25 protein-coding genes, 1 tRNA gene, 2 pseudogenes and 1 other annotated feature are annotated in these 23,188 nt (G+C 41.9%); of the genes and pseudogenes, 4 read left to right on the top strand and 24 right to left on the bottom strand.

Annotated elements, in window-relative coordinates; translation table 11 throughout:
* Positions 1 to 36 precede the first annotated feature (36 nt).
* The 3 genes from dnaK to hrcA are packed head-to-tail and all read right to left on the bottom strand — an operon-like array spanning position 37 to position 3,559.
* The gene (gene dnaK / locus H5993_RS01095; RefSeq protein ID WP_204775896.1) at positions 37 to 1,896 is read right to left on the bottom strand and encodes a molecular chaperone DnaK; all 1,860 of its coding nucleotides are present in this window, start codon (positions 1,894 to 1,896) and stop codon (positions 37 to 39) included.
* 24 nt (positions 1,897 to 1,920) lie between these two features.
* Positions 1,921 to 2,499, bottom strand: a complete 579-nt coding sequence (gene grpE / locus H5993_RS01100; RefSeq protein WP_204775897.1) for a nucleotide exchange factor GrpE — start codon at positions 2,497 to 2,499, stop codon at positions 1,921 to 1,923.
* Between the two features lie 10 nt (positions 2,500 to 2,509).
* Complete coding sequence (gene hrcA, locus H5993_RS01105; protein ID WP_204775898.1) at positions 2,510 to 3,559, bottom strand: heat-inducible transcriptional repressor HrcA; 1,050 nt, start codon at positions 3,557 to 3,559, stop codon at positions 2,510 to 2,512.
* 111 nt (positions 3,560 to 3,670) lie between these two features.
* Here hrcA and H5993_RS01110 point away from each other — a divergent pair, with 111 nt between their 5' ends.
* Positions 3,671 to 4,042, top strand: a complete 372-nt coding sequence (locus H5993_RS01110; RefSeq protein ID WP_204775899.1) for a hypothetical protein — start codon at positions 3,671 to 3,673, stop codon at positions 4,040 to 4,042.
* 84 nt (positions 4,043 to 4,126) lie between these two features.
* Here the strand turns inward: H5993_RS01110 and H5993_RS01115 are convergent, their stop codons facing one another.
* The 16 genes and pseudogenes from H5993_RS01115 to H5993_RS01185 form a co-directional block, all read right to left on the bottom strand.
* Positions 4,127 to 5,587: a UDP-N-acetylmuramoyl-L-alanyl-D-glutamate--2,6-diaminopimelate ligase gene (locus H5993_RS01115; RefSeq protein ID WP_239457930.1), complete on the bottom strand. Its 1,461-nt coding sequence runs from the start codon at positions 5,585 to 5,587 to the stop codon at positions 4,127 to 4,129.
* A gap of 21 nt (positions 5,588 to 5,608) precedes the next feature.
* A complete protein-coding gene (locus H5993_RS01120) occupies positions 5,609 to 6,391 on the bottom strand; it encodes an amino acid kinase family protein (RefSeq protein WP_204775900.1) in 783 nt (260 codons plus the stop codon).
* 1 nt (position 6,392) lies between these two features.
* A complete protein-coding gene (asnB, locus tag H5993_RS01125) occupies positions 6,393 to 8,261 on the bottom strand; it encodes an asparagine synthase (glutamine-hydrolyzing) (RefSeq protein ID WP_204775901.1) in 1,869 nt (622 codons plus the stop codon).
* A gap of 216 nt (positions 8,262 to 8,477) precedes the next feature.
* Positions 8,478 to 9,413 carry a riboflavin biosynthesis protein RibF gene (gene ribF / locus H5993_RS01130; RefSeq protein WP_204775902.1) on the bottom strand — a complete coding sequence of 312 codons (936 nt, stop codon included), beginning with the start codon at positions 9,411 to 9,413 and terminating at the stop codon, positions 8,478 to 8,480.
* A 1-nt stretch (position 9,414) separates the two neighbouring features.
* Positions 9,415 to 10,317, bottom strand: a complete 903-nt coding sequence (gene truB / locus H5993_RS01135; RefSeq protein ID WP_204775903.1) for a tRNA pseudouridine(55) synthase TruB — start codon at positions 10,315 to 10,317, stop codon at positions 9,415 to 9,417.
* 146 nt (positions 10,318 to 10,463) lie between these two features.
* Positions 10,464 to 10,826 carry a 30S ribosome-binding factor RbfA gene (rbfA, locus tag H5993_RS01140; RefSeq protein ID WP_180869949.1) on the bottom strand — a complete coding sequence of 121 codons (363 nt, stop codon included), beginning with the start codon at positions 10,824 to 10,826 and terminating at the stop codon, positions 10,464 to 10,466.
* Between the two features lie 24 nt (positions 10,827 to 10,850).
* Positions 10,851 to 12,743, bottom strand: a pseudogene (gene infB, locus H5993_RS01145) (translation initiation factor IF-2); the annotation flags it as partial.
* 215 nt (positions 12,744 to 12,958) lie between these two features.
* Positions 12,959 to 13,112, bottom strand: a pseudogene (locus H5993_RS09685) (translation initiation factor IF-2 N-terminal domain-containing protein); the annotation flags it as partial.
* A gap of 13 nt (positions 13,113 to 13,125) precedes the next feature.
* Positions 13,126 to 13,434, bottom strand: coding sequence for a L7Ae/L30e/S12e/Gadd45 family ribosomal protein (locus H5993_RS01150; RefSeq protein ID WP_180869953.1), 309 nt, complete (start codon positions 13,432 to 13,434; stop codon positions 13,126 to 13,128).
* Entirely contained in the window at positions 13,427 to 13,723 is a 297-nt protein-coding gene (gene rnpM, locus H5993_RS01155; protein ID WP_180869955.1) for an RNase P modulator RnpM, read from the bottom strand. Before rnpM ends, H5993_RS01150 begins: the two co-directional genes overlap by 8 nt.
* A gap of 26 nt (positions 13,724 to 13,749) precedes the next feature.
* Positions 13,750 to 14,925, bottom strand: coding sequence for a transcription termination factor NusA (gene nusA / locus H5993_RS01160; RefSeq protein WP_204775905.1), 1,176 nt, complete (start codon positions 14,923 to 14,925; stop codon positions 13,750 to 13,752).
* Between the two features lie 37 nt (positions 14,926 to 14,962).
* On the bottom strand, positions 14,963 to 15,436 hold the full coding sequence (rimP, locus tag H5993_RS01165; protein ID WP_204775906.1) for a ribosome maturation factor RimP: 474 nt from the start codon (positions 15,434 to 15,436) through the stop codon (positions 14,963 to 14,965).
* Between the two features lie 172 nt (positions 15,437 to 15,608).
* Positions 15,609 to 15,890, bottom strand: coding sequence for a 50S ribosomal protein L27 (rpmA, locus tag H5993_RS01170; protein WP_180872153.1), 282 nt, complete (start codon positions 15,888 to 15,890; stop codon positions 15,609 to 15,611).
* 27 nt (positions 15,891 to 15,917) lie between these two features.
* Positions 15,918 to 16,241 carry a ribosomal-processing cysteine protease Prp gene (locus H5993_RS01175; RefSeq protein WP_204775907.1) on the bottom strand — a complete coding sequence of 108 codons (324 nt, stop codon included), beginning with the start codon at positions 16,239 to 16,241 and terminating at the stop codon, positions 15,918 to 15,920.
* A gap of 15 nt (positions 16,242 to 16,256) precedes the next feature.
* Positions 16,257 to 16,565: a 50S ribosomal protein L21 gene (rplU, locus tag H5993_RS01180; protein ID WP_180869963.1), complete on the bottom strand. Its 309-nt coding sequence runs from the start codon at positions 16,563 to 16,565 to the stop codon at positions 16,257 to 16,259.
* Positions 16,566 to 16,577: 12 nt separating this feature from the next.
* Positions 16,578 to 16,648: a sequence feature (ribosomal protein L21 leader region), on the bottom strand.
* A 621-nt stretch (positions 16,649 to 17,269) separates the two neighbouring features.
* The gene (locus tag H5993_RS01185) at positions 17,270 to 17,908 is read right to left on the bottom strand and encodes a TetR/AcrR family transcriptional regulator (protein ID WP_204775908.1); all 639 of its coding nucleotides are present in this window, start codon (positions 17,906 to 17,908) and stop codon (positions 17,270 to 17,272) included.
* Between the two features lie 77 nt (positions 17,909 to 17,985).
* Between H5993_RS01185 and H5993_RS01190 the strand changes: the two genes are divergently transcribed.
* Positions 17,986 to 18,059: transfer RNA gene (locus H5993_RS01190), tRNA-Arg, on the top strand.
* Between the two features lie 349 nt (positions 18,060 to 18,408).
* Here H5993_RS01190 and deoD read toward each other — a convergent pair.
* From deoD to deoC, 3 genes are read right to left on the bottom strand one after another with little or no spacing between them, the layout of a single operon-like run.
* The gene (gene deoD, locus H5993_RS01195) at positions 18,409 to 19,116 is read right to left on the bottom strand and encodes a purine-nucleoside phosphorylase (RefSeq protein ID WP_204775909.1); all 708 of its coding nucleotides are present in this window, start codon (positions 19,114 to 19,116) and stop codon (positions 18,409 to 18,411) included.
* A 16-nt stretch (positions 19,117 to 19,132) separates the two neighbouring features.
* Positions 19,133 to 20,326 (bottom strand): phosphopentomutase, encoded by a 1,194-nt coding sequence (locus H5993_RS01200; protein ID WP_204775910.1) that lies wholly within the window; start codon positions 20,324 to 20,326, stop codon positions 19,133 to 19,135.
* A gap of 15 nt (positions 20,327 to 20,341) precedes the next feature.
* Positions 20,342 to 21,019: a deoxyribose-phosphate aldolase gene (gene deoC / locus H5993_RS01205; RefSeq protein WP_204775911.1), complete on the bottom strand. Its 678-nt coding sequence runs from the start codon at positions 21,017 to 21,019 to the stop codon at positions 20,342 to 20,344.
* A gap of 219 nt (positions 21,020 to 21,238) precedes the next feature.
* Between deoC and H5993_RS09555 the strand changes: the two genes are divergently transcribed.
* Positions 21,239 to 21,370 carry a hypothetical protein gene (locus tag H5993_RS09555; RefSeq protein WP_275086987.1) on the top strand — a complete coding sequence of 44 codons (132 nt, stop codon included), beginning with the start codon at positions 21,239 to 21,241 and terminating at the stop codon, positions 21,368 to 21,370.
* Between the two features lie 66 nt (positions 21,371 to 21,436).
* On the opposite strand, the gene H5993_RS01210 is transcribed toward H5993_RS09555, so the two are convergent.
* Positions 21,437 to 22,024: a DUF308 domain-containing protein gene (locus H5993_RS01210; protein ID WP_204775912.1), complete on the bottom strand. Its 588-nt coding sequence runs from the start codon at positions 22,022 to 22,024 to the stop codon at positions 21,437 to 21,439.
* An 81-nt stretch (positions 22,025 to 22,105) separates the two neighbouring features.
* Here H5993_RS01210 and H5993_RS01215 point away from each other — a divergent pair, with 81 nt between their 5' ends.
* Positions 22,106 to 22,555, top strand: coding sequence for a nucleoside 2-deoxyribosyltransferase (locus H5993_RS01215; protein ID WP_204775913.1), 450 nt, complete (start codon positions 22,106 to 22,108; stop codon positions 22,553 to 22,555).
* 105 nt (positions 22,556 to 22,660) lie between these two features.
* Here H5993_RS01215 and H5993_RS01220 read toward each other — a convergent pair whose 3' ends face one another.
* Positions 22,661 to 23,179 (bottom strand): adenine phosphoribosyltransferase, encoded by a 519-nt coding sequence (locus H5993_RS01220; RefSeq protein WP_180869974.1) that lies wholly within the window; start codon positions 23,177 to 23,179, stop codon positions 22,661 to 22,663.
* Positions 23,180 to 23,188: the final 9 nt, after the last annotated feature.

The following is a 23,188-nucleotide window of genomic DNA, read 5'->3' on the forward strand; positions in this document are numbered from 1 at the left end:
GAGGTTGGGCAAAACTCAACCTCCTAAGCAATTTAACTATTTCTTGTCGTCTGGGTTAACTTCTTCAAAGTCACCGTCCACGGTCTTACCGTCATCGTTACCCTTTTGGTTGTCATTACCAGAAGTTGGGTTACCTTGAGCACCACCATTTTGTTGTTGTGCTTGTTGGTATAACTTAACCGTCAAGTCTTGGATAATCTTATTCAAATCGTCCTTCTTCGTCTTCATTGCTTCGATGTCGTTTGCATCCTTAGCCTTTTGAAGAGCTTCCTTAGCATCCTTAGCTTTTTTAATTTCGTCTGCTGATACCTTACCATCAAGTTCTTTTAAGGTCTTATCAGTTTGGAAGAGCAGCTGATCGGTTTCGTTGCGAACATCTGCTTCTTCCTTCTTCTTCTTATCAGCTTCGGCGTTAGCTTCGGCATCCTTCTTCATCCGTTCGATTTCTTCATCCGACAAACCAGAGTTAGACTTGATAGTAATGTTTTGCTTCTTGTGGGTTCCTTGATCTTCGGCAGAAACATTAACAATCCCGTTCTTATCAATATCGAAGGTAACCTTGATTTGCGGAACCCCACGTGGTGCAGGTGGAATATCCGTTAATTGGAAGTTACCAAGCGTCTTGTTATCGGCTGCCATTGGCCGCTCACCTTGAAGAACATGAATATCAACTGCTGGTTGATTATCGGCGGCCGTTGAGAAAATTTGACTCTTTGAAGTTGGAATCGTCGTGTTCCGATCAATCAACTTCGTGAAAACGCCACCCATAGTTTCAATCCCAAGGGAAAGTGGTGTAACGTCAAGTAAAACAACATCCTTAACATCACCTGTTAAGACCCCACCTTGCACAGCAGCCCCAAGGGCAACGGCTTCATCTGGGTTAATGGAGTGGTTAGGTTCCTTTCCAGTTAATTCCTTAACCATTTCTTGAACGGCTGGAATCCGGGTTGAACCACCATTAAGGATAACTTCATCAATATCACTAAATGAAAGATCTGCATCCTTCATGGCATTCAAAACTGGTTGCTTCGTCCGTTCAACCAAGTCATTCGTAAGTTGGTTGAATTGTGCCCGAGTCAAAGTCTTTTCCAAGTGTAATGGGCCATTTTCACCAGAAGTAATAAATGGTAAGCTGATTTGAGCTTCTTGAACTCCAGAAAGGTCCTTCTTTGCCTTTTCAGCAGCGTCCTTCAACCGTTGAAGCGCCATTTTATCTTGAGAAAGATCAATACCATTTTCAGCCTTGAAGTCATCAACTAACCAATCCATGATCTTTTGATCGAAGTCATCCCCACCAAGGTGAGTATCACCGTTCGTGGAAAGAACTTGGAAGACCCCATCCCCAAGTTCAAGGATGGAAACATCAAAAGTTCCCCCACCAAGGTCATAAACTAAAATCTTTTCATCCTTGTCTTGCTTATCAAGCCCGTAAGCGAGAGAAGAAGCAGTTGGTTCGTTGATGATTCGCTTAACATCTAACCCAGCAATCTTACCGGCATCCTTAGTAGCTTGCCGTTGAGCGTCATTGAAGTAGGCCGGAACGGTAATCACCGCTTGCGTAACCGTATCACCAATATAATCTTCAGCATACTTCTTGATGTATTGCAAAATCATTGCTGAGATTTCTTGTGGGGTGTACTTTTTACCTTCAATATCAACTGTGTAACCAGCTTCCCCCATGTGACTCTTAATGGACTTAACCGTGTTAGGGTTCGTTATCGCTTGCCGTTTTGCGACTTCTCCAACTTGAACTTCGCCGTTCTTAAATGAAACCACAGATGGAGTAGTCCGTCCCCCTTCAGGGTTGGTGATAATCTTTGGTTCGTTACCTTCCATGACGGCAACGGCAGAGTTAGTAGTACCAAGGTCGATACCAATAATCTTATTACTTGCCATTTTTTTACCTTCTTTATTTTTTATTTATTGTGCAACAATGACCATTGCCGGCCGCATTACCCGGTCCTTTAGCATATAGCCAGCTTGCAAAACCTTAACAACCGTTTCCGGCTTTTGACCATCCTCAACCGGTACCGTCTGAACCGCTTGGGAGGTTTGGGGATCGAAAGGCTTGTTTAAAGCTTCGATTTCAGTAACCCCATGTTCCTTCAACGCTTGTTCCAAATGATCGTGGACCATTTGAATGCCCTTCTTTAATTGTTTTCCGGCATCATCGGAAACTTCAATTTGGAGAGCCCGCTTTAAATTATCCAAAACCGGCAAAATGCCTTTAACCAAATCTTGCCCGTCATACTTGAGTAAGCTTTCCCGTTCCTTATTAAAACGCTTGGTCATGTTTTGAATTTCTGCTTCTGCCCGTAAGTACTGATCATCTTTTGTACTTACGTCAGCCTGCAGCTTTTCAATTTGTGCTTTTAAAATCGTCACTTGATCATCGGCGGTTGGCTTCGTTTTTGCTTGATCTGACTTAGCCTTAACTTGGTCCGTCGCTTGATCTTGTTTTTCTTCGACTGGTTTTGTCGATTCTTCTTTCTTTGCCATTTAATCCCTCCTAAGAATCATAATAATGATGATAGTAGTTTAGTAACCGTTTTGCAAGTTCGTGCCGAAAAGCATCGACTAACCCAATCGTGCGGGAATACGACATCGTGGTTGGTCCGAGGACAGCAACGATGCCTTCGCCAAATTGATCAACTTGATACTTAGCCGTAATCAAAGAATAATTATCTAACAACTTATCCTTTGCAATTTCAGAACCAATTTTAACGGTGATCCCATTTTCACTCGTATCAGTATCAATAATTGAAGAGAGCCGGTCACTTTGATCAAGTAATTCATAAACAGCCTTCATGGCCTTTGCATCTTGATGCGTATCGATTCCCAATAGGTTAAACCGACCACCAACGTAGAAACGCTCCCCCGAAGCTTGATTAACAATACTATCAAAAATTCTTAAAAAGCCTTCTGGTTGTTGTAAATAATCAGTTATTTGAACCGGGATATCTTCTTGCAATCGTTTAATGACCTCTGTTAAGGGTAAACCAACGAGTTGGTCATTGATTAAACGAATCACTGCTTCAACTGCTTCAGGCTCAACTCGCTTTGGAATTGTAAAAGCTTGACTTTCAACCTCACCACTATCCGTAACCAAAATAGCCAAAACCCGAGCATTCCCCAACGGAACCAAACGAAAACCGCTTAATTTAACGTTTTGCTGTTCAGGTTTTAAGGTAAAGGCCGTGTAAGAGGTCAAGTTTGAGAGAATTTCCGCAGAATGGGAAACAATCTCATCAATTTTTTGAAACTCGGTCCCCAAGGAATTATGAATCATTGCCGAATCATTTTCGGAAATTGCTGTCGGATCAAGTAAATAATCGACATAATAACGATAGCCCTTTTTAGAAGGGACTCGTCCAGAGGAAGAATGCTCTTTTTTAACAAGTCCTTCATGCTCTAAAACTACCATTTCATTTCGAATCGTAGCTGAACTAACCTTAATTGGCAGTTCCTGTGCTAATAACTTTGATCCAACTGGTTGACCAGATACGGTAAACTGACGTACAATCGCCTGGAGGATCAACTCTTGACGTTGTGTTAGCATGTCATCACTTCCTTTTAGCACTTCCAGTTGCTAAGTGCTAAATACAATTAATAATATACCAACCAAAATAGTAAAAGTCAATAAAAGTCAAAACCTTTTGGAGAAAAATTTATGGTAAAAAAATCACAACGTTTTATTCAACCCCACTCAGCCAAAGAAGCAATGCTCTTAATTCAAAAACTCTTTAATCAATATCGAAACGCTCCCTTGACTCAAGAACTTTTAAATTACCATCTCAACCTTTTGCAACGTCTCCAAGGTGATATTAAAGCAGCAACTATTAAGGAAAATAATTCTAAACAACTGGCTGATCTTGAAGAAATGACCCGGGTGATGCAATCCTGGAGTGGTATTCGCTTTACTGGGAAACCCTTTCCTGGCAAGCTTCGTCATTTTCACCTTGTAACTAGTCCCCAACAGCACTTTAAACGTCAAGTTCATAAAATGCATGGCAACGGTAGCCACCGGGCAAGCCGTCACTAATAATAAATCAAAACTCTAAAGCATCATCAAAAAATAAAAGCCAGGGCTAAGTTCATCGCTGAATTTGCTCTGGCTAATTTATTGCTACTTTGCAATTCCCGTTAAAGTTGGCAATTTGGCTCTTAATGCCGCTGTAGCAATCTCAAAATCATCAAAGTGATACTTGGTTTGGCCGATTTGTTGGTAAGTTTCATGGCCCTTACCAGCGATCAAGACTACATCCCCTGGCTGAGCAAGGCGAATTGCTTTTTGAATAGCTTGTTCCCGGTCATAAATTACTAATGGTTGACGTTGATTATTGCTGACCCCCTTTAGCATTGCAGCCATAATTTGGTGGGGATCTTCGTTTCGGGGGTTATCCATAGTGAAAATGGCCTGGCTACTATTGATAGTTGCAATCTGAGCCATCATTGGTCGTTTTGGGGCATCCCGATCACCACCACAGCCAATCACACAATAGACTTTACGTTGTGCAAATTGGTTCAAGGTTTCCATTACCTTTTTAAGGTCGTCAGGGGTATGAGCGTAGTCAACAATCACGGTAATTCCCGTTGTCGTTGGTACTAACTGGAACCGCCCTTTTACCCCATGAACATTCTTGAGGGAATTAATTGCGTCTTGAATCGCAATCCCCGAAGCGAAGGCGGTTGCAATTGCGGCTAAACAATTATAGACATTGAATTGGCCAACTAAGGGGACCGTTACAGTATAGGTTTGATTAAAGGCAACTAACTTAAATTCTACCCCATGCATACTTAAATGGAGCTGTTCCGCACGAAAATCAGCAGTTGGTGCTAGTCCGTAAGTTAAAACTTGGGCGGGAGTATAAGCCGCAAATTCACAACCTACTGGATCATCTTGGTTAATTACCGCCACCTTATCAGGACCTAATTGGCTGAATAAAAGACTTTTAGCCAATTTATATTGTGCCATTGTATGGTGGTATGCTAAGTGATCTTCAGAAAAATTTGTGAAAACCGCAACCTTAAAATCAATCTTCCGCACCCGTTCTTGAACAAGGGCAATCGAAGAAACTTCCATAGCAACGGTTTGAACCTTCTCATCTACCATTTCCCGTAGCCGACGTTGAATAGTCAGTGCATCTGGCGTCGTGTTGACGGTTGGAAAGGTTTGCTGACCTATTTTTTGATACAATGTCCCAATTAAACCGGTTAATTGGTCTTGATCCCGAAAAATTTTTTCAATCAGATGCGTTACGGTTGTCTTACCATTCGTACCGGTTACCCCAATCACTTGTAAACGGCGACTCGGTTGTCCGTAAAAATTAGCCGCTAATTCAGCAAGGGCACGGTGAGTGTCATGAACATATACTACCGGAACATTTGCCTCAACCATTTCTTGAGCAACGATTAGCCGTGCTCCCTTTGCAATTGCTTGACCGATAAGTCGATGGCCATCAATCCGACTTCCTTTAATTGCCACAAAAACCGCTCCCGGACGTACTTTTCGGGTATCCTGGGTTAATTCAGAAACCTCAAAATCAGTAAAGTTAACCGGATCCAAGCGACAATATTTTAAAGGCATTATTAATTACTTTGCTAACATTTAAATCACCCGCCGTTTCTTGGATATCATCACCGAACTAATTAAGGTTCCCACGGTGTCATCAAATTGATCCGTAGCTTGAACCCAAATTGGTAAGTTCGCCTCAGCTGCTAGTAAAACCGCTCGTTCACAAACCACTTGGGCACCTTTCTGAGCCAATTGAATCATCGCTGGATACGATAGCCAAGAAATTACCCGGGCTGAAGTTGGCCCGGTTGGATCGGTATGCATAACTCCAGCAACATTTTTATATAAAATGACCTGATCAGCTTTAAGCGCAACTCCAAGCGCCACGGCAGTGGTATCAGACCCCCCACGACCTAAGGTGGTTACCTTTCCGGTTGCCGTTTGGCCCTGAAAACCAGCGACAACCACCACCTCGTGATTTGCCAAAGCCCGGTTAATTGGACGAGGGTCAACATGGGTAATCCGCGCGGCTTGGTAATCGGTCGTTGTTTGAATCCCTGCTTGGCCGCCACTTAGGCCAACAACATCTAGTCCTTGCTGGCGGAGTTCATTAACCATCACCAACATCGAAATCGTTTCTCCAAGGCTGGTTAATTGATCTAATTCTTGAAAATTCAATTTTCCGGTTTGACCATGAACCAATTCTAAGAGTGAATCGGTTGCGTAGGGATCACCTAACCGGCCCAGTGCTGAAACCACCATCACAACTGCTTTTTGTTTGGCAACCATCGCTTTAACGTGTTGAATCGCGGCTTGCCGTAAATCTGATTTTTGAAGGGAAGTTCCTCCAAATTTTTGGATGATAATCGGTCTCATATTACCAACGCTCCTTTTCGCTTGCCGTTAAAACATACTGTTGATACCAAGTCATAAAAGTTAGCACTGTCCAAAGCTGCCGGGAATAATCCGCCTTTCCCCGACGATGATTCGCTAATAATTTCAGAAAATATGCTTTACGAAAAAATTGATCGGTTGGTGAAGTGATAATAATTTGCCGGGCCCAATCATACATTTCGTCCTTTAGCCAATGCCGAATTGGAACTGGAAAGCCAAGTTTGGGACGCTTTAAAACTGCTACTGGAACAAGTCCTTCGGCGGCCTTACGAAGAATCGCTTTCGTAGTTTTACCTTGGATCCGCATTTCACTTGGAATTTGGCTTGCAACCTGGAACACTTTGCGATCAAGAAAAGGAGTCCGCAGTTCTAAACTAAAGGCCATTGAAGTCCGATCGGCATTACGAAGTAGGTCACCGTTTAACCAGGTATGCAAGTCAATTGACTGCATTTTCGTTAAGGGATCCGCTGTCGCAACTTCTCGATAGTACTTAGCAACTGCTTGCGGTGCTGGATGATGAAGATCATAATTTTTCAAAAACTGGGCTTTTTGTGCTTCATCGAAGATAAAAGCATCCCCTACATATCGTTTCTCCAAGGGAGTGGTCCCCCGAAGTAAGAATGATTTTCCCCGCATGCCTGCTGGCATCAGCGTTGCGATCCAATGAAGAGCGCCATTAATAATTTGCGTCTTTTGAAAGATTCGCAATGATTGGGGTTCGTGATAAATCGGATAACCAGCAAATAATTCATCCGCTCCCTCACCCGTAAGTGCCACGGTAACGTACCGGCGGGTTAATCGGGCTAAGAAAAATTGGGGAACCGCTGCTGGATCGGCTAAAGGATCATCCATTGCCCAAACAAAATATGGGAAGGTAGTCATAAACTCCCCTGGGGTAATCGTAAGTTGGTAATTTTCTACTCCTAAGTGATCGGCAGTCTCGGCTGCAAGGGACAATTCACTATACCCGGGGCGTTCAAATCCAACGGAGAAAGTCTTTAAGTTAGGATGGTATTGATTAGCGATCGCTGCGATAATCGACGAATCAATCCCTCCAGAAAGGAAAGCCCCAACTGGTACATCTGAACGAAGGTGGAGTTTAACTGAATCGATTAAAGCTTTACGTAATCGCTTAACCAAAACGTCTTCCTTTGCTTGAACGGGGGTAAAAGTTGCATTAAAGTACCGTTGTACCCGGGGTTTTTCACCAAGCCGCTTAATTAAATAGTGCCCTGGTTCCAAAGCATGAATTGACGTAGCTAAGGTTTCCGGCTCTGGTACATATTGAAAAGTCATGTAATCTTGTAAAGCTTCATGATTAAATTGACGTTCCCTTAAAATTGGATATAAAGCTTTTTGCTCCGAAGCATAATAGAATTGATCATTTTCTGTTGCAAAATAAAAAGGCTTAATTCCGAAATGATCGCGCGCCGCAAAGAGGACCTTTTCCTCAGTATCCCAAATTACAAAGGCAAACATGCCGCGTAAATGTTGGGGAACCGTCACTCCATATTTCGCATAAGCAGCTAAGAGGACTTCTGAATCTGAATCACCTTGGAATTGATACCCTTCAGTTTTTAACTCCTTTTTCAACTCCAAATAGTTATAGATTTCACCATTAAAAGTTAACAGGTAACGGTCGTTTAAATACGGCATTGGCTGATGGCCTTTCGCTGTTAAATCGATAATACTTAATCGACGAAACCCCATTGTAATGTACTCATCTTGAAAATAACCCGCATCATCTGGCCCCCGGTGAACTAACATGTTATTCATTGTTTTAACAGTTGCAAACTCATTTTTAGGCTGACTTAATGATTGGCTAGAAAGAAGCCCTGCAAACCCGCACATAGTTTTTCCCTCCCGTCTCAACTAAGATTGTTAATCATCTTACTGGAAGGATTTGATTGTTTTATGGTGGCAACATTTAATTCTATATGGTGGTTTATTTAATATTTTCTAAACTTTAATGAAAATTTGGTTGATCTCCGAACATCTTATGAAAATTTATTATAATCAAAAAAACGCCTAGCGGAAAATTCTTTTCCTAGCTAGACGTTTGTTGACTTAAAGCGTTAAAATTTTACGGCTTGCTTGTTCATCAGCCTTGAGCTGAGCGATTAATTCATCAACCCCACTAAACTTAACCTCTCCCCGAAGCCTTTTCACCCATTCAACCTTAACGTGTTCACCGTAAATATTAGCATGAAAATCAAACAAATAAACCTCAATGGTCTTTTGATTATCATCTCCAAAGGTGACGTTATAACCAACACTGGCCATGCCACCATACCATTTACCATCTACATAGAAGCGAACGGCATAAACCCCAACTGCCGGAATTCGCTCAAGCGCATTCCAATTTACATTTGCGGTTGGAAAGCCTAACGTTCGGCCCCGGGCAAAACCATGGACCACAATTCCTGAAGTTTGATAAAGGTAACCTAGCAACTTATTTGCATATTCAACGTTACCTTCGTCAATTAAATGCCGAATCCGAGTTGAACTAACCTTTTCATTAGTCTCACTTAACTTTGGGACTTCAATCACGTCGAAGCGACCAGCCGCATATTCCGGTAATCGGGTCATCGTTGCCTTATCTTTTGGGCCATAGGTGTGATCAAAACCGGCTACCACCGCAACTGCCCCCATTGGGACGAGATATTCATCAACAAAAGCTTGCGGAGATAAATTACCTAACTTAGCAGTAAAATCAACCAAATAAACCCGGTCAACCCCTAAAGAAGCCAACAATTCTAATTTACGCTCATTGGTTGTTAAGTAATGAATGCCTTGGGGAAAAGCCGAATAAATAATTCCCGGCAACTTATCATAAGTTAAAACCGCTAACGGAACTTGCCGTTTAGTTGCCTCTTCTTTTGCACGGTTAATCACTGCTTGATGACCCCGGTGGACACCATCAAAAAACCCCATGGCTAACACGACCGGACCAGCTGGTAATTGGTGTGGTCTTAGGGGATGATGGATGTGAAATACTTCCATGTTACTTTTCCTCACTTAAATCAATCATTTTATCAGGTTTATAATTTTCCCCAACCAACTTGTACAAAGCACGCAATCGCCCTTCGTAGTATACAGCAATTTTAGCTTGGGGATCAGTAAAGATTTGTTGCTTTAGCCATCCGCCATTCTTTACAAGTTGCCATTCTTGCTTTGACAATTCGTAAGTTGGAAAATCCCGGACAGCATACTCGAGAGGATATAAGTTTAATAATTGGGCACTCATTTGGTCTTGAATATCGTCTAAGCTAAGCGTTTGATCAAGTTCAAAGCCCCCGCTCTTTAACCGGGTTAAAGAAGCCATTGTTCCTGGATAACCTAATAACTTTGCTAAATCAACTACTAAAGTTCGGACGTAAGTTCCTTTGGTGCAATCAACAATAAACCGTACTCGTTGGGTCTTTGTAGTTCGATTATAGGTTGATGCCGTCAATTCAAAGCGATTAATCACTACCTGCCGTTTTGGCCGATCAACAGTTTCGCCTGCCCGGGCATACTCATATAATCGGCGCCCATTAACCTTCACTGCTGAATACATCGGGGGAATTTGGGTAATTTTTCCCGTTAACTTAGCCATGGCCGCTTCAATTGTTTGCCGCTCGATTTCGGCCTCAACTGGAGCTTCTTCAATGACCTTTCCTGTTAAATCCTCAGTTTCAGTTGCCTTGCCAATCAGCAATTCACCAGCATATTCTTTCCCCGACGCCATTAATAAATCCACTAATTTAGTTGCTTTGCCAACACAAATCGGTAAAACGCCAGCCACTTCTGGATCAAGGGTACCTGAATGCCCAATCTTTTTTTCATGTAAAATGCGCCGTAACCGGCTAACAGCATCAAAACTTGTCATACCGCGTTCCTTATATAGTGGAATAATACCGTCCATGTTCCTATCCTTTCACCCTTTACTTACAGATACCAAGAAAACCACTAATCACCTTTTAACCCATTGCGGGTATGTTAGCAGAAGAACTCTGTTTATGAGGGTAATTAGTGGCTTTATCTCAAACCTTTAATTTAACCAAGGCCAAATTAAAGTTCATTTTTCTGATGAAGTTCCCGCAATAATTCATCAATCCGATTTCCGTACGCAATTGAAGCGTCCTTTTCGAATCGAATTTGTGGAACTTTAAAAATATTTAAGCGTGGACCAAGTTCACTCCGGATTAGTCCCGTTGCTTTATCTAGACCGGCTTGAGCCTTTTCGTTAACAGATGCCTTGTCAGACAGCAGACTATAGTAAATCGTTGCTTGCTGTAAGTCACCCGTTACGTCAACCCCAGTGATCGTTACGTCTTGGACGCGCGGATCCCGGACCCGTTTCAACAGGATATCGTCAACTTCCCGTTGAATCAATTGGGCTAGCCGTTCTGCCCGGTAACGTTTATTTGGCATATTAACTCCTTTTCTGGGTTGAAGTTACTTAACTGGAATTTCCTTCATTTGATATGCTTCGATAACATCCATTTCCTTAATATCATTGTAATTTTGGATGGTCAAGCCACATTCATAACCAGCTTTAACTTCCTTGACATCATCTTTAAACCGCTTCAAACTACCAAGCTCACCATCGTAGATCACAACACCATCACGAACAAGGCGAACCTTAGCATTCCGAGTGATCTTTCCGGAAGTAACCATTCCCCCAGCAATCGTACCAATCTTTGAAGCCTTGTAAATTTGCCGAACTTCAACTTGACCAATCGTTTCTTCTTCGTAAACTGGTTCAAGCATCCCCTTCATGGCATCTTCGACTTCTTCAATGGCCTTGTAGATTACTCGGTGGAGCCGAATATCAATCCTGTTAGTTTCCGCTTCATTCTTTGCATTCGGTGTTGGCCGCACATTAAAACCGATAATAACGGCATTTGAAGCTTCTGCTAAGGTAACGTCGGATTCGTTAATTGCTCCAACAGCCTTATGAATAATGTCAACCCGAACACCATCAACCTTAATTTTTTGTAAACTTTGGGCTAAAGCTTCAACCGAACCTTGAACGTCAGCCTTGATAATAACTGGTAAGGACTTCATTTGTCCCTTCTTCATCGTTGCAAACAAGTTATCAAGGGTAACGTGAGAAGTCCGGGCCCGCTCTTCTTCTTGTGCCCGCTTTGCCCGTTCTTCACCAGCAGCCCGAGCCGTCTTTTCATCTTCAAAGACGGCAAATCGGTCCCCAGCTTCTGGCACTGCGTTTAACCCAGTAATTTCAACTGGTGTCGATGGCGTAGCTTCTTTGATCCGCCGACCATTTTCGTTAGTCATCGTCCGTACCCGACCAAAGGTGTTACCAACCACGATTGGGTCACCAACGTGAAGCGTTCCTTGTTGAACCAGGAGCGTTGCTACCGGACCCCGTCCTTGGTCAAGCCGGGCTTCAACAACAGAACCGACCGCCCGCCGATTTGGATTGGCCTTTAATTCCATTACTTCGGCTTGTAAGAGGATCATGTCAAGTAATTCGTCAATGTTCTTTCCAAATTTAGCGGAAATCTTAACAAAGATGGTGTCCCCACCCCAGTCTTCTGGAATTAAGCCATATTCGGTTAATTGTTCCGTTACATGATCAGGGTTGGCACCTGGCTTATCAACCTTGTTAACTGCCACGATAATCGGCGTCTTAGCAGCCTTAGCGTGGTTAATGGCTTCGATTGTCTGTGGCATTACCCCATCGTCAGCCGCTACCACTAGGACAGTAATATCGGTGATATTAGCTCCCCGAGCCCGCATTTCGGAAAAGGCGGCGTGACCTGGCGTATCAAGGAAAGTAATTACTTGATCATTGTACTTAACTTGGTAAGCCCCAATTGCCTGGGTAATCCCCCCTGCTTCTTGCGCCGTAATATGAGAGTGCCGGATATTATCAAGCAAAGTCGTCTTCCCATGGTCAACGTGCCCCATTACCGTAACAACTGGCGGCCGGGAAACTAAGTGACTTTCATCCTCATTATCGACATCAAAGAAGCGATCCAAATCAGTAATATCTTCTTGAACCTTTTCCTTTGCTTCAATACCGTAATCAGCCGCTAAAATTTCAATGGTGTCTTTTTCCAAGGACTGGTTTTGATTAACCATTACCCCAAGCATAAAGAGCTTCTTAACGATTTCAGCAGCGGGCCGGTGAAGAATCTTTGCCAAGTCTTGTGCATTCATCCCATCCGTATATTCAAGAACATCTGGTAATGGCTTATCTTTTCGTTGGGTTGGTTGCTTAGGTTGAAGATTCTTCATACGCTGGTTTTGGCGATTACGCTTGCCTTTCTTATTTTTCTTCCCGTTCTTATTGTTGAAACGGTTACCACCCTTATCCTTGTTTTTCTTCTTGGTTTCGTTGTGGTTTGGCTGATTTGCCTTTTCTTTTTTTGCCTTTACTGACGCTGACTTTGGTTGTGGCTTGTTAGGATGTTGCTTTTCTGCCTTAGTATCATGATGCTTATGGTGATCATTTGCTTGTTGTTCATGTTTTGGCTGCTCCTTTGGCTTTGGTTGTGAAACAACCTTCCCATTTGCTGTAGAAGCCGATTGCTGATTACCACTCAAACTCCGTAATTTTGCCGCTTGTTCAGGGGTGACAGAAGACATGTGACTCTTAACTGCTACTCCATTTTCATTGGCCAACTTAACGAGGGCCTTACTAGGCATTTTGAGTTCCTTTGCTAATTCATAAATTCGTTCTTTAGCCATAGGTTCACTCTCCTTACTCAATCTTCAATAATTTTTGAAACTGGTTTGCAAACCCAACCTGCTTAATTCCGATCACGGTTCGCTTTTGGCCAATCGCAATACTTAGCTCTTGCTGGCTAAATTGCTGACAAACCGGTACCCGATAAAAGTTTGCTTTATCAGTGACTTTCTTTTTCGTCGCATTTCCGGCATCACTAGCCAAAAAAATTAATTTGATTTGCTGTGCCCGGAGACTCTTAATCACTGCACCTTCACCAGTCGTTAATTGGCTAGCGCGGCGAGCAAGTCCTAAGAGGTTGAGAATTCGTTGTTGATTATTCATTCCCAAATAACTTTTGCCGGGCAGCTTGGTGATCGGCAAATTGAATTAGTTCATCATAAAGACTTGGATCAATCGTAACTCCGAAAACCTTATCGAAAGTTTTGTTTTGCTTTGCTTTTTTGGCAATTGCAACATCGATCCCAACATAAGCCCCACGTCCCGGCTTCTTTCCAGTTGGATCAAGCGAAACTTCGCCTTCTTTATTTTTTACCACCCGGATTAATTGCCGTTTTGGCATCATTTCACCAGTAACAATGTCTTTACGCATCGGTATTTTTTTCTTTTTCATTTTTTTCACCCCGCTGCTTTATTTAGTTACTCTTCAAATTTTTCAACTGCTTCATCAGATTCATCATCAGTGGTTAAATTATCCAATTCTGATAACGGTTTAATGTCCAAACTGTAGCCAGTTAACTGCGCTGCCAACCGGACATTTTGACCACGCTTCCCAATTGCAAGGGAAAGTTGATTATCTGGCACAATTACCGTGCATCCATGATGAACCCGTTGCCGAGCCTCACCATTTTCATCCGTTTGTTCTAATTCTTCCACTTCACCATTGTTTTCGTCAAACAATACCTCTTTAACTTCAGCAGGATTAAGAGCATTCTGAATGAATAATTCAGGATCTTCTTCATACTTAACGATATCAATGTTTTCGCCGCCAAGTTGATTTACAATCGCTTGAATCCGTGAACCCCGTGGCCCAACACAGGTTCCGACGGGATCGACATTACTATCCCGAGAGAAGACAGCCACCTTAGCCCGATCACCAGCTTCCCGAACGATCCCTTTAATTTCTACAATTCCTTGGCTAATTTCAGGAACTTCTTTTTCAAACAAACGCTTGAGCAGATCCGGTGCTGTCCGACTAACGAAGACCTGGGGTCCCTTAGTTTCTTCAAGTACCCGGGTAACATATACTTGCACATGATCGTGGACCCGGTAGTGCTCATTTGGCATTTGATCATGCTTGTTCATTGCCGCTTCAACACCACCGCCAAGGTTAATGTAAATATAATGCTTGTCTTCACGGGCTACTTCCCCATCAACTAAGTCATCTTGGAGCCGCTTGTATTTATCATAAACGATCCGGCGTTCTTCTTCACGAAGCTTTTGTAAAACCACATTCTTAGCGGTTTGGGCAGCGATCCGACCAAAATTAGCTGGAGTAACTTCTTGGCGTAAATCATCGCCTAGTTCATATCCATGACTAACCATCAATGCATCGCGAAGGCTGATTTCTTCGATTGGATTACTAACCTCTTCTACGACCTTCTTAAATGCGTAAACCTTAAAAGCCCCGGTTTGATCATCAATGACCACTTCCACCCGTGCATTGTTATCGTCATAGTTTTTCTTATAAGCGTTTGCTAAAGCATCGGTTAAAGCGTCAATAATAACGTCTTTTTTGATTCCTTTTTCACGCTCTAATACATCCATTGCTGCCAATAATTCTTGGTAGCTGTTATTCTTTTTCTTGGCTGCCATTTTTATCTCCTAAATCTAACCGATTAACGAGTTTCTACTAAAATTTAATTGCCAACCGCGCCTTTGCAACTTTATCACGCGGAATAACAATTGTCTTATGACGTGTCTTATCAAGATAATCTAAAGTTAATGAATCTGCAGATAGATCTGTTAACGTCCCTTCATAAACTTTCTTACCTTTAATTGCTTGATAAAGCGAAACATGAATGTAGTCATCCACTGCCCGTTCATAATCCTTTTCATTGCGAAGGGGCCGTTCCGCACCCGGTGATGAAACTTCCAAAAAGTAAGCTTGGGGAATTGGATCAGGATCGCAACTATCCAAAGCCGTACTCAATTGATCACTAACCGTTGCACAGTCTTCTATGGTAATGCCACCTTTTTTATCAATGTAGACACGCAAATACCAACTAGGACCTTCTTTTTCAAATCCTACATCATAAAGTTCAAATTGATGCTCAGCTAAAATTGGTTTGACTAGCTCAGTAACGGTATCAATCACACTACTCAAAATAATTCACCTCCAGTTTTATTGCAATAAAAAGAGCGAGCATCCCTGCTCACTCCCTTCCGAAGCTATTAACAATAACAGTTTATCATTTTTACGGTTACTTAGCAAGCTTAAGCCTTGGCTTAACTACAAAAAAGCAGGAAAAGAGTGCTCCTCCTTTCCTGCTTTTTTATTATTCGGCAACTGGGTAAACAGAAACCTTCCGCTTGTTCCGGCCCCAACGTTCAAACTTAACAACGCCATCAACCTTTGCAAACAAGGTGTCATCTCCACCCCGGCCAACATTTTCACCAGGGTTGATGTGAGTACCACGTTGACGGTAGATAATAGAACCTGCCGTAACTACAGAACCGTCTGCAGCCTTAGTACCAAGACGCCGACCAGCAGAGTTCCGACCGTTAGCAGTGGAACCACCCCCCTTGTGGTGGGAGAAGAATTGAAGATCCATTTCCATAAGCATAACTTTCACCTCCAGCAATTTTTAATTATTGAATATTTTGACTTCAATATATTGATTATTATCTCGCGCAGCAATGTCCATCAGACCATTTTGTAGCGATAATAATAACAGTTGTGATTGTGGATCAGCTCCTAACTGATCCACTACTAAATATCCTCCTGTATCCGAGTTAGAAACAACATGTGGCGTTTTGGTAAAACGATCCAAACTATTAACCGTATTGATTGCCAAAGCCGACACCGCTGCACACACAATATCTGGACCCGAAGAATAATCAGCATGTCCCGTTAATTCAAAGCGCGTAATTTTTTGATCTTTGCCAAGATAAAATTTAGCCTTGATCATCTACACCACTCCAAATTAAGCGTTGATAGCGTCAATCGTAACCTTAGTGTATGGTTGACGATGCCCCTTCTTGTTGTGGGTGTGCTTCTTTGGCTTGTACTTGAAAGTAACAACCTTCTTTTCCTTGCCTTGCTTGTCAACCGTCCCTTCAACCGTAGCACCGTCAACGAATGGCTTACCAACCTTAACGTCGTCACCACCAACGAAAACTACCTTGTCGAAAGAAACCTTATCACCTGCTTGGGCGTCAAGCTTTTCAACGTAGATGCTCTTACCTGCTTCTACCTTGTATTGCTTGCCACCAGTAACAATAATTGCGTACATTTTGTGCACCTCCTTGATTCTTAGACTCGCCAGGATAAGTAGCAATGGCTTTAAAACTTACCGCTGTGCGGTTGTAGTTGTTTGGTTCACAAATACAACAATGAAATTCTACCAAGGATCCCTTAGTTCGTCAAGAACTAAAATAAAAAGAGAATGAAAAAAGCTCCTTAACAGCCTGGTTGGGATAAGCAGAACGAAGGTTAATTCATTAGCATCGACCTTTCGTTCGCAATTATCCGCTCACTAAGGCCGTACTTCGGAGCGAATCAGCCAACTGGTTTAGCGTTTGTGAGCCCATGCAAAGCTGAATCAGTTGGGTGCGCCCGCCAGGGAAACAACTTCCATGCAGCTACTGTTTTAACCGTGGTTGCTGAGTAGTACTCAGAGGTAAGAAAGAAAAACGACCTTACCCAAAACTGAATAAAGTCGCAATGGTAGCTTGGATGGATAAGACCCTGAAATGCCTCTTAGCCATTGTCAAGCATCATGGTCGATACGTAATCGGTATCAGGGTTTAAAGCCCTTAGTTGAGGGTTAACCGCTCTTCTTTAAGATACCATTTTTCTGATCTTTAAATTCTTATTTTGATCAAGTTTGTTTAGTGTCCGCTAATTATCGATAACGTTTCACTTGACTAATCGTAGGAAGTGAGGCTGGAAAAAAACGAGTTTCTTCCTAGCCTCTCTTTCTATAATTTTAAATTTTTAAGCTGGTTGGACCCCAAGTTCAATTTGGAGTTGGTCACTAAAAAAGTTACCTACCAAATCATCAACTTCAACGTCACGAGCTAACATTTTTGAAACGTTAATCGTCATATACCTTGAAGTGTAGACAAGGCCCCTTTCGAGCCATCTACCGATTAAACCTAAAACAGCCGAGGCCACAAAATCAACTTGTATTTCAATAGGAACTTCAACTTGTTTTCCAGGAATGGCAACGGTCTTAGTATATTGAAGCATTTCTTTACGGAGACGCTCATACATCGCCTGATGGAAACGGTTACCAAATGATTCGCCTAATAAAACCGTAAAGATATCTGCATTTTGTTCAATATAAGCAAAGGCACACTTAAGTGAAAAGACTTTAACCGGCTTAATCGAATTCTCGGGAATATACATTACACTATCGAAAAACTCATTAATGAAGTCTTGTAATGCTGTTTCGATGAAATCTTGTTTATCTTTATAATGAAGATAGAAAGTTCCTCGCGTTATATGTGCCGTCTGAGTGATCTTTTGAACACTAATCGACTCCAAAGGTTCCTGTTGCATTAAAAATACTAATGCTCGTCGTAAATTATTCCGAGTCTTTAAAACACGTGGATCAGTTTTTTTGATCGTCAAGAACATCAACCTCCATTCTTCAAAAATTACCATTTTGATTTGACAATTGGTAGTTTTATAATATACTAAAGTAGTTTGGGATGATAGCTCAACTGGATAGAGCATTGGTCTTCTAAACCAAAGGTTGTGGGTTCGATTCCCACTCGTCTCATTTGAAACCTGGTTAGCGACTCAAAGTATAATTTTTAAAACGCTTTCTCTTAAATTTTATTATAACATAATATGGTGTAAGTTGTTTTATAATTATTACAAAAATTTTATTTAGTTTAAAAAGTTACTTTTTAATCAACAAGGGGCCGGGAAGAAACGCATGTTTCTTCCCGGCCCCTCTTGCATCTCCGAATGTTACTCAGTAACTAAGGTCAAAAAGCACGGCCTTAGCGGATAAGTGCGAACGAAAGGCCGATTCTAATGAATCAACTTTCGTCCTTCTTATCCCAACCAGGCCGTCAAGGAGCTTTTTTCCCAACCTCTTGTTTGATTTAAGTCAATTCTGCTATCTATTGTTGAATTGCCGTTTCAAGCGAAATTTTAATCATATCGTTAAAGGTCCGTTCCCGTTCTTCGGCAGTTGCCTTTTCATCCCCAAAAATTAAATCACTAACTGTTAATACCGAAAGAGCTTTGAAGTGTAACTTCGCGCCAAGTAAGTATAACCCAGCTGATTCCATTTCCGTCCCTAAGATTCCGTAATCAGCTAGCTTTTGCATATCAATCTCATCGTTATAGAACCGATCGGCAGCGAAAATGTCACCAACCTTAACGTTGATATCCAGATCCTTTGCAACATGATAAGCAGAATCTAGTAATTTAAAGTCAGCTAACGGAGCGTAATGAATTCCTGGGCCAAAAGTATTTGCCGTGACGGCTGAATCAGTGGTCGAACCAGAAGCTAGAAGCACGTCTCGAACGTGAACATCAGGGGCCATCCCCCCACAAGAGCCAACTCGAATAATAGTCTTAACCCCATATTCACGAACCAACTCATTAATGTAAATCGACATTGAAGGAATCCCCATTCCAGATCCCTGAACAGAGATCCGGTGACCCTTATAAGTCCCGGTATAGCCAAAGGCATTCCGCACTCGGTTAACTTGCTTAACATCTTCTAGAAAGGTTTCAGCAATGTACTTTGCTCGCAAAGGATCTCCTGGTAAAAGAACTGTTTCAGCGTATTCACCTGGTTTTGCTTCAATATGCGTACTCATTGTTATTTCCTCCACTCTAATTTGCAATTTCAGTTAAAAAACTAGTACCGACACCATTGCCTTCAACATTAAAGTTATCCAGGATCGTTGCCCCAAGATCAGCATAAGTTGCCCGTTGACCAAGGGAAAAGTTTGTTTGCTTCATTGTTGGTGAATAAGCCATTAATGGTACTAATTCCCGCGTGTGATCAGTTCCCCGGAAACATGGATCATTCCCATGGTCAGCTGTAATCAAGAGCAAATCATCGTCTTTAAGGTTTGCTATGACCCCTCCTAATCGCTTATCAAAGTCCATCAAAGCTTTCCCAAAGCCTTCTGGGTTCCGTCGGTGACCATACTTCGCATCAAAGTCAACTAAGTTAGTGAAACAGAACCCAGTAAAATCAGACTTCATCACTTCATCAACATGGTCCATCCCATCCATGTTACTTTCGTTGTGGTAACCTTTCGTAATTCCATGACCGGAAAAAATGTCGTTGATTTTTCCGATTCCAATTACATCAAAGCCAGCTTCTTTCAAAAAGTCCAAGTCTGTTTTACCGGTTGGTTCAAGCGAAAAGTCCCGGCGGTTTGCCGTCCGAACAAAGTGATCCTTATCAGGTCCAACATATGGCCGAGCAATGATCCGACCAACGGTATACTCAGGGCCGTTAACAAGGGTCCGGGCATACTCACAAATCCGATAAAGTTCTTTGACCGGGATTACATCTTCATGCGCAGCAATCTGTAAAACTGAGTCCCCAGAAGTGTAGACAATTAGTTCCCCAGTTTTCATTTGTCGTTCCCCATAATCCTTAATAACTTCCGTCCCAGAATATGGTTTGTTAACAATAACTTTCCGGCCGGAGAATTCGGCAATCTTATCAATAATTGAGTCTGGGAAGCCGTTTGGGAAAGTTGACAGTGGTTGTTTAACTGGTAACCCCATCATTTCCCAGTGACCATCCATACTATCTTTACCGGCGGAAATTTCTTGCATTCGGCCAAAAGCACCTTTAGCAGGTTCCGCAACTGGAATTCCTTCAATGGGGGTCGCATGTAAATTACTTAAACCTAAGGAAGCAAGGTTGGGTAAAGCTAATTTACCTTCATAAAAATGACCCACGTGACCAAGCGTATCTGCACCGTCATCGCCAAAAGCCTTACTATCTGGCGCTTCACCAGCTCCAACCGAATCCAAGACAATTGCAAAAACTCGTTTGTAAGTCATAATCTTAGCCCCCTACTATTCAGCTGCTTTTGCTTCTTCAAGAATTTGAACAGAAGCAGAAACCCCAAGACGGTTTGCTCCAGCTGCGATCATTGCCTTGGCTTCTGCTAAACTATGAATTCCACCAGCAGCTTTAATCTTGAAGTCAGGGCCAACTGTCTTGCGCATTAACTTAACATCTTCAACCTTTGCTCCCCACTTGGAGAAACCGGTTGACGTCTTTACATAGTCGGCGCCACCTTTAACGGTTAGTTGGCAAGCCCGGATTTTTTCATCATCGGTTAAAAGGCAGTTTTCAATGATTACCTTGAGTAAAGCTCCTTTAGCATGAACTGCATCGGCTACCGCCTTAATATCTGCTTCGACCACATCATCATGACCAGCCTTAAGTTCCCCAATATTAATGACCATGTCGACTTCCTTTGCCCCATCATCGATCACTTGGTTCGTTTCGGCGACTTTAATTGCAGTTGCGTTGGCCCCCAAAGGAAAACCAATAACGGCACAAGGATTAACCGTTGTTCCCGCCAATCCTTGGCTAACCTTTTTAACCCAATACGGATTAACACAAACTGAAGCCGTGTTGTAATCAATTGCTTCTTTAATAGTTTGATCAATCATCGCTTCCGTTGCCTCTGGCTTAAGCATCGTGTGGTCCATGTATTTTGCTAGTTCTGCTGTCGTTAAGTTCATAAGAATGTAACCCCTTTCAAAAATTCTACAAACCCAGTATAACTTAAGTAAAACCTTTTGACCACCTTTTTCTGCAATCGTTTTCAAAATTATGATTATTTTTCAATTGAAAAAGTAAATAATTTATTAAGATTAAAATCTAATTAAAGTAAAGAATTGCATTTTTTATTTTTGCGTTCAATAATTACTTATAGATATTGATATTTTGAGGTGATTATAATGTTACCATTACTTATCATTGTCTTTATTCTAGCTACCGCTATCGGGTGGCAATTACTTTTTGGCCATGCTTCTAATGAGAATAGCCAAGCAACTGATCAAGGCCCCCGCGAGCAGCAACGAGAATTCTAGTAATTATTTTCCATACAAAGATAGCGACCGAAGCGAATTAAATTTCACCTCGATCGCTATCTTTTCTTATTTAACAGCACTATATGTTTCTTGGCCATCCTTAGCGGTATACATTGGCTGGTCACTGTTTGGTTGGATGAGTGACAATGAATAACCATCACCTAAAATCTTCTGAAGCTGACTCGAAGTTTCGTCCAAAGACTTCGTCAACTTTGGCCAACCAATTTGATTTGCTTGACTATTATCATCAAGCACAGCTTGAAGGGCTTTCGCTTCATCCCCCGAAGCTGGTTTAATCTGGTAAGTTTTACTTTGGCTATCGAATCCAACTGTCCCTAATTTTCCGTAGGCCTTTTGCAATTGACCAAGAATAGCATTTTCTTTTGTTTCTTGGTTAGCATTCATTTGGTTTGCGGCCCCACTAAGCGAGATTGCTGAAGTTGAGGTCTTAGCCGCCGTTTGACTTGTCGTTTTATTGTTTGCCTCATTTTGGTGGTTCTCATACATTCCATATCCACCAACAACGGTCATTGCCAAACTAATGATGACTAGAAAAGTTGCCCATTTCCACTGACCATATTGTTGCCAGGAATTAACTAGATAAAACGCACTTAAAATCAGCATTAAAATCCCAAAAATTGCAAGAAATATCATTTTGCCACCTTTTCCAAAAAAATTATTTTCCTAATTCTAAAAATCGTTACAATAGATATACAACGATTAGGAGGAATTTATATGAAAATTTACCTTGCCGGCCCTTTCTTTTCTACTAAACAAATTACTCGGATTGAGAAAGTTGAAAAGGCCTTAACAAATAATCAAACCGTTACTAGTTACTTCAGCCCACGGCTTTCTGATGAAAATAGTCAAAGCTCAGCCCCAGAAGGAAGTCCTGCCTGGGCAAAGCAAATTTTCAAGAAAGATGTTGCCGAAATTGATAAGGCCGATGCCTTAGTGGTTGTTGCTGATTACGTCCACGCTAACATGGACTCAGGAACGGCCTTTGAAGTTGGTTACGCCTATAATGCCAACAAACCAATTATTATTTTACAAGAGCTAACTGATGAGCCGCTAAACTTAATGATTGGTCAAGCTGCTCATTACTATACTCAAAATATAAACGAAATCGAAACCTATGACTTTAATCAGCTACCAGCAAACGACTTCACTGGTAAAACCTTCTAAATTATAACGTGTGATTAGTAAAAGCACCACTAATTTAATGGCTAAATAATCTTTCTTGATATATTAGCCTGAATTAATGGTGCTTTTTTAGGATAAAATTTATTATTAGTATTCCATTAAAGCCTTGACATCATAATTAGCTAGCTTTTTCCGTCCATTTAACGCTTTTAATTCAATCAGAAAGGCCGTTCCAACTACAACGCCGCCCATTTTTTCAACCATTTCGATCGTGGCTCCAATCGTACCACCAGTTGCTAAGAGGTCATCAACAACTAAAACCCGTTGACCAGGCTTAATTGCATCATATTCCATTTGAAGCGTTGCTGAACCATATTCAAGATCATAGCTTGCACTTACTGCTTGACGTGGTAATTTTCCCTTTTTCCGTGCCGGTGCAAACCCGACCCCAAGTTCGTAAGCGACCGGACAGCCGACAATAAAACCACGTGCTTCTGGCCCAACGACCATATCCACGTGCTTATCACGAGCGTAAGCGACAATCTCATCCGTGGCTTGCTTAAATGCTTTACCATCCGCCATTAATGGTAAGATATCCCGAAAAATCACACCTTTTTCAGGATAATCCGGAATACTTTCAACATACTTGTGTAAGTCTAATGACATAAGTTTCTC

This window comes from Limosilactobacillus alvi (assembly GCF_016900115.1).
Classification (GTDB): domain Bacteria; phylum Bacillota; class Bacilli; order Lactobacillales; family Lactobacillaceae; genus Limosilactobacillus; species Limosilactobacillus alvi.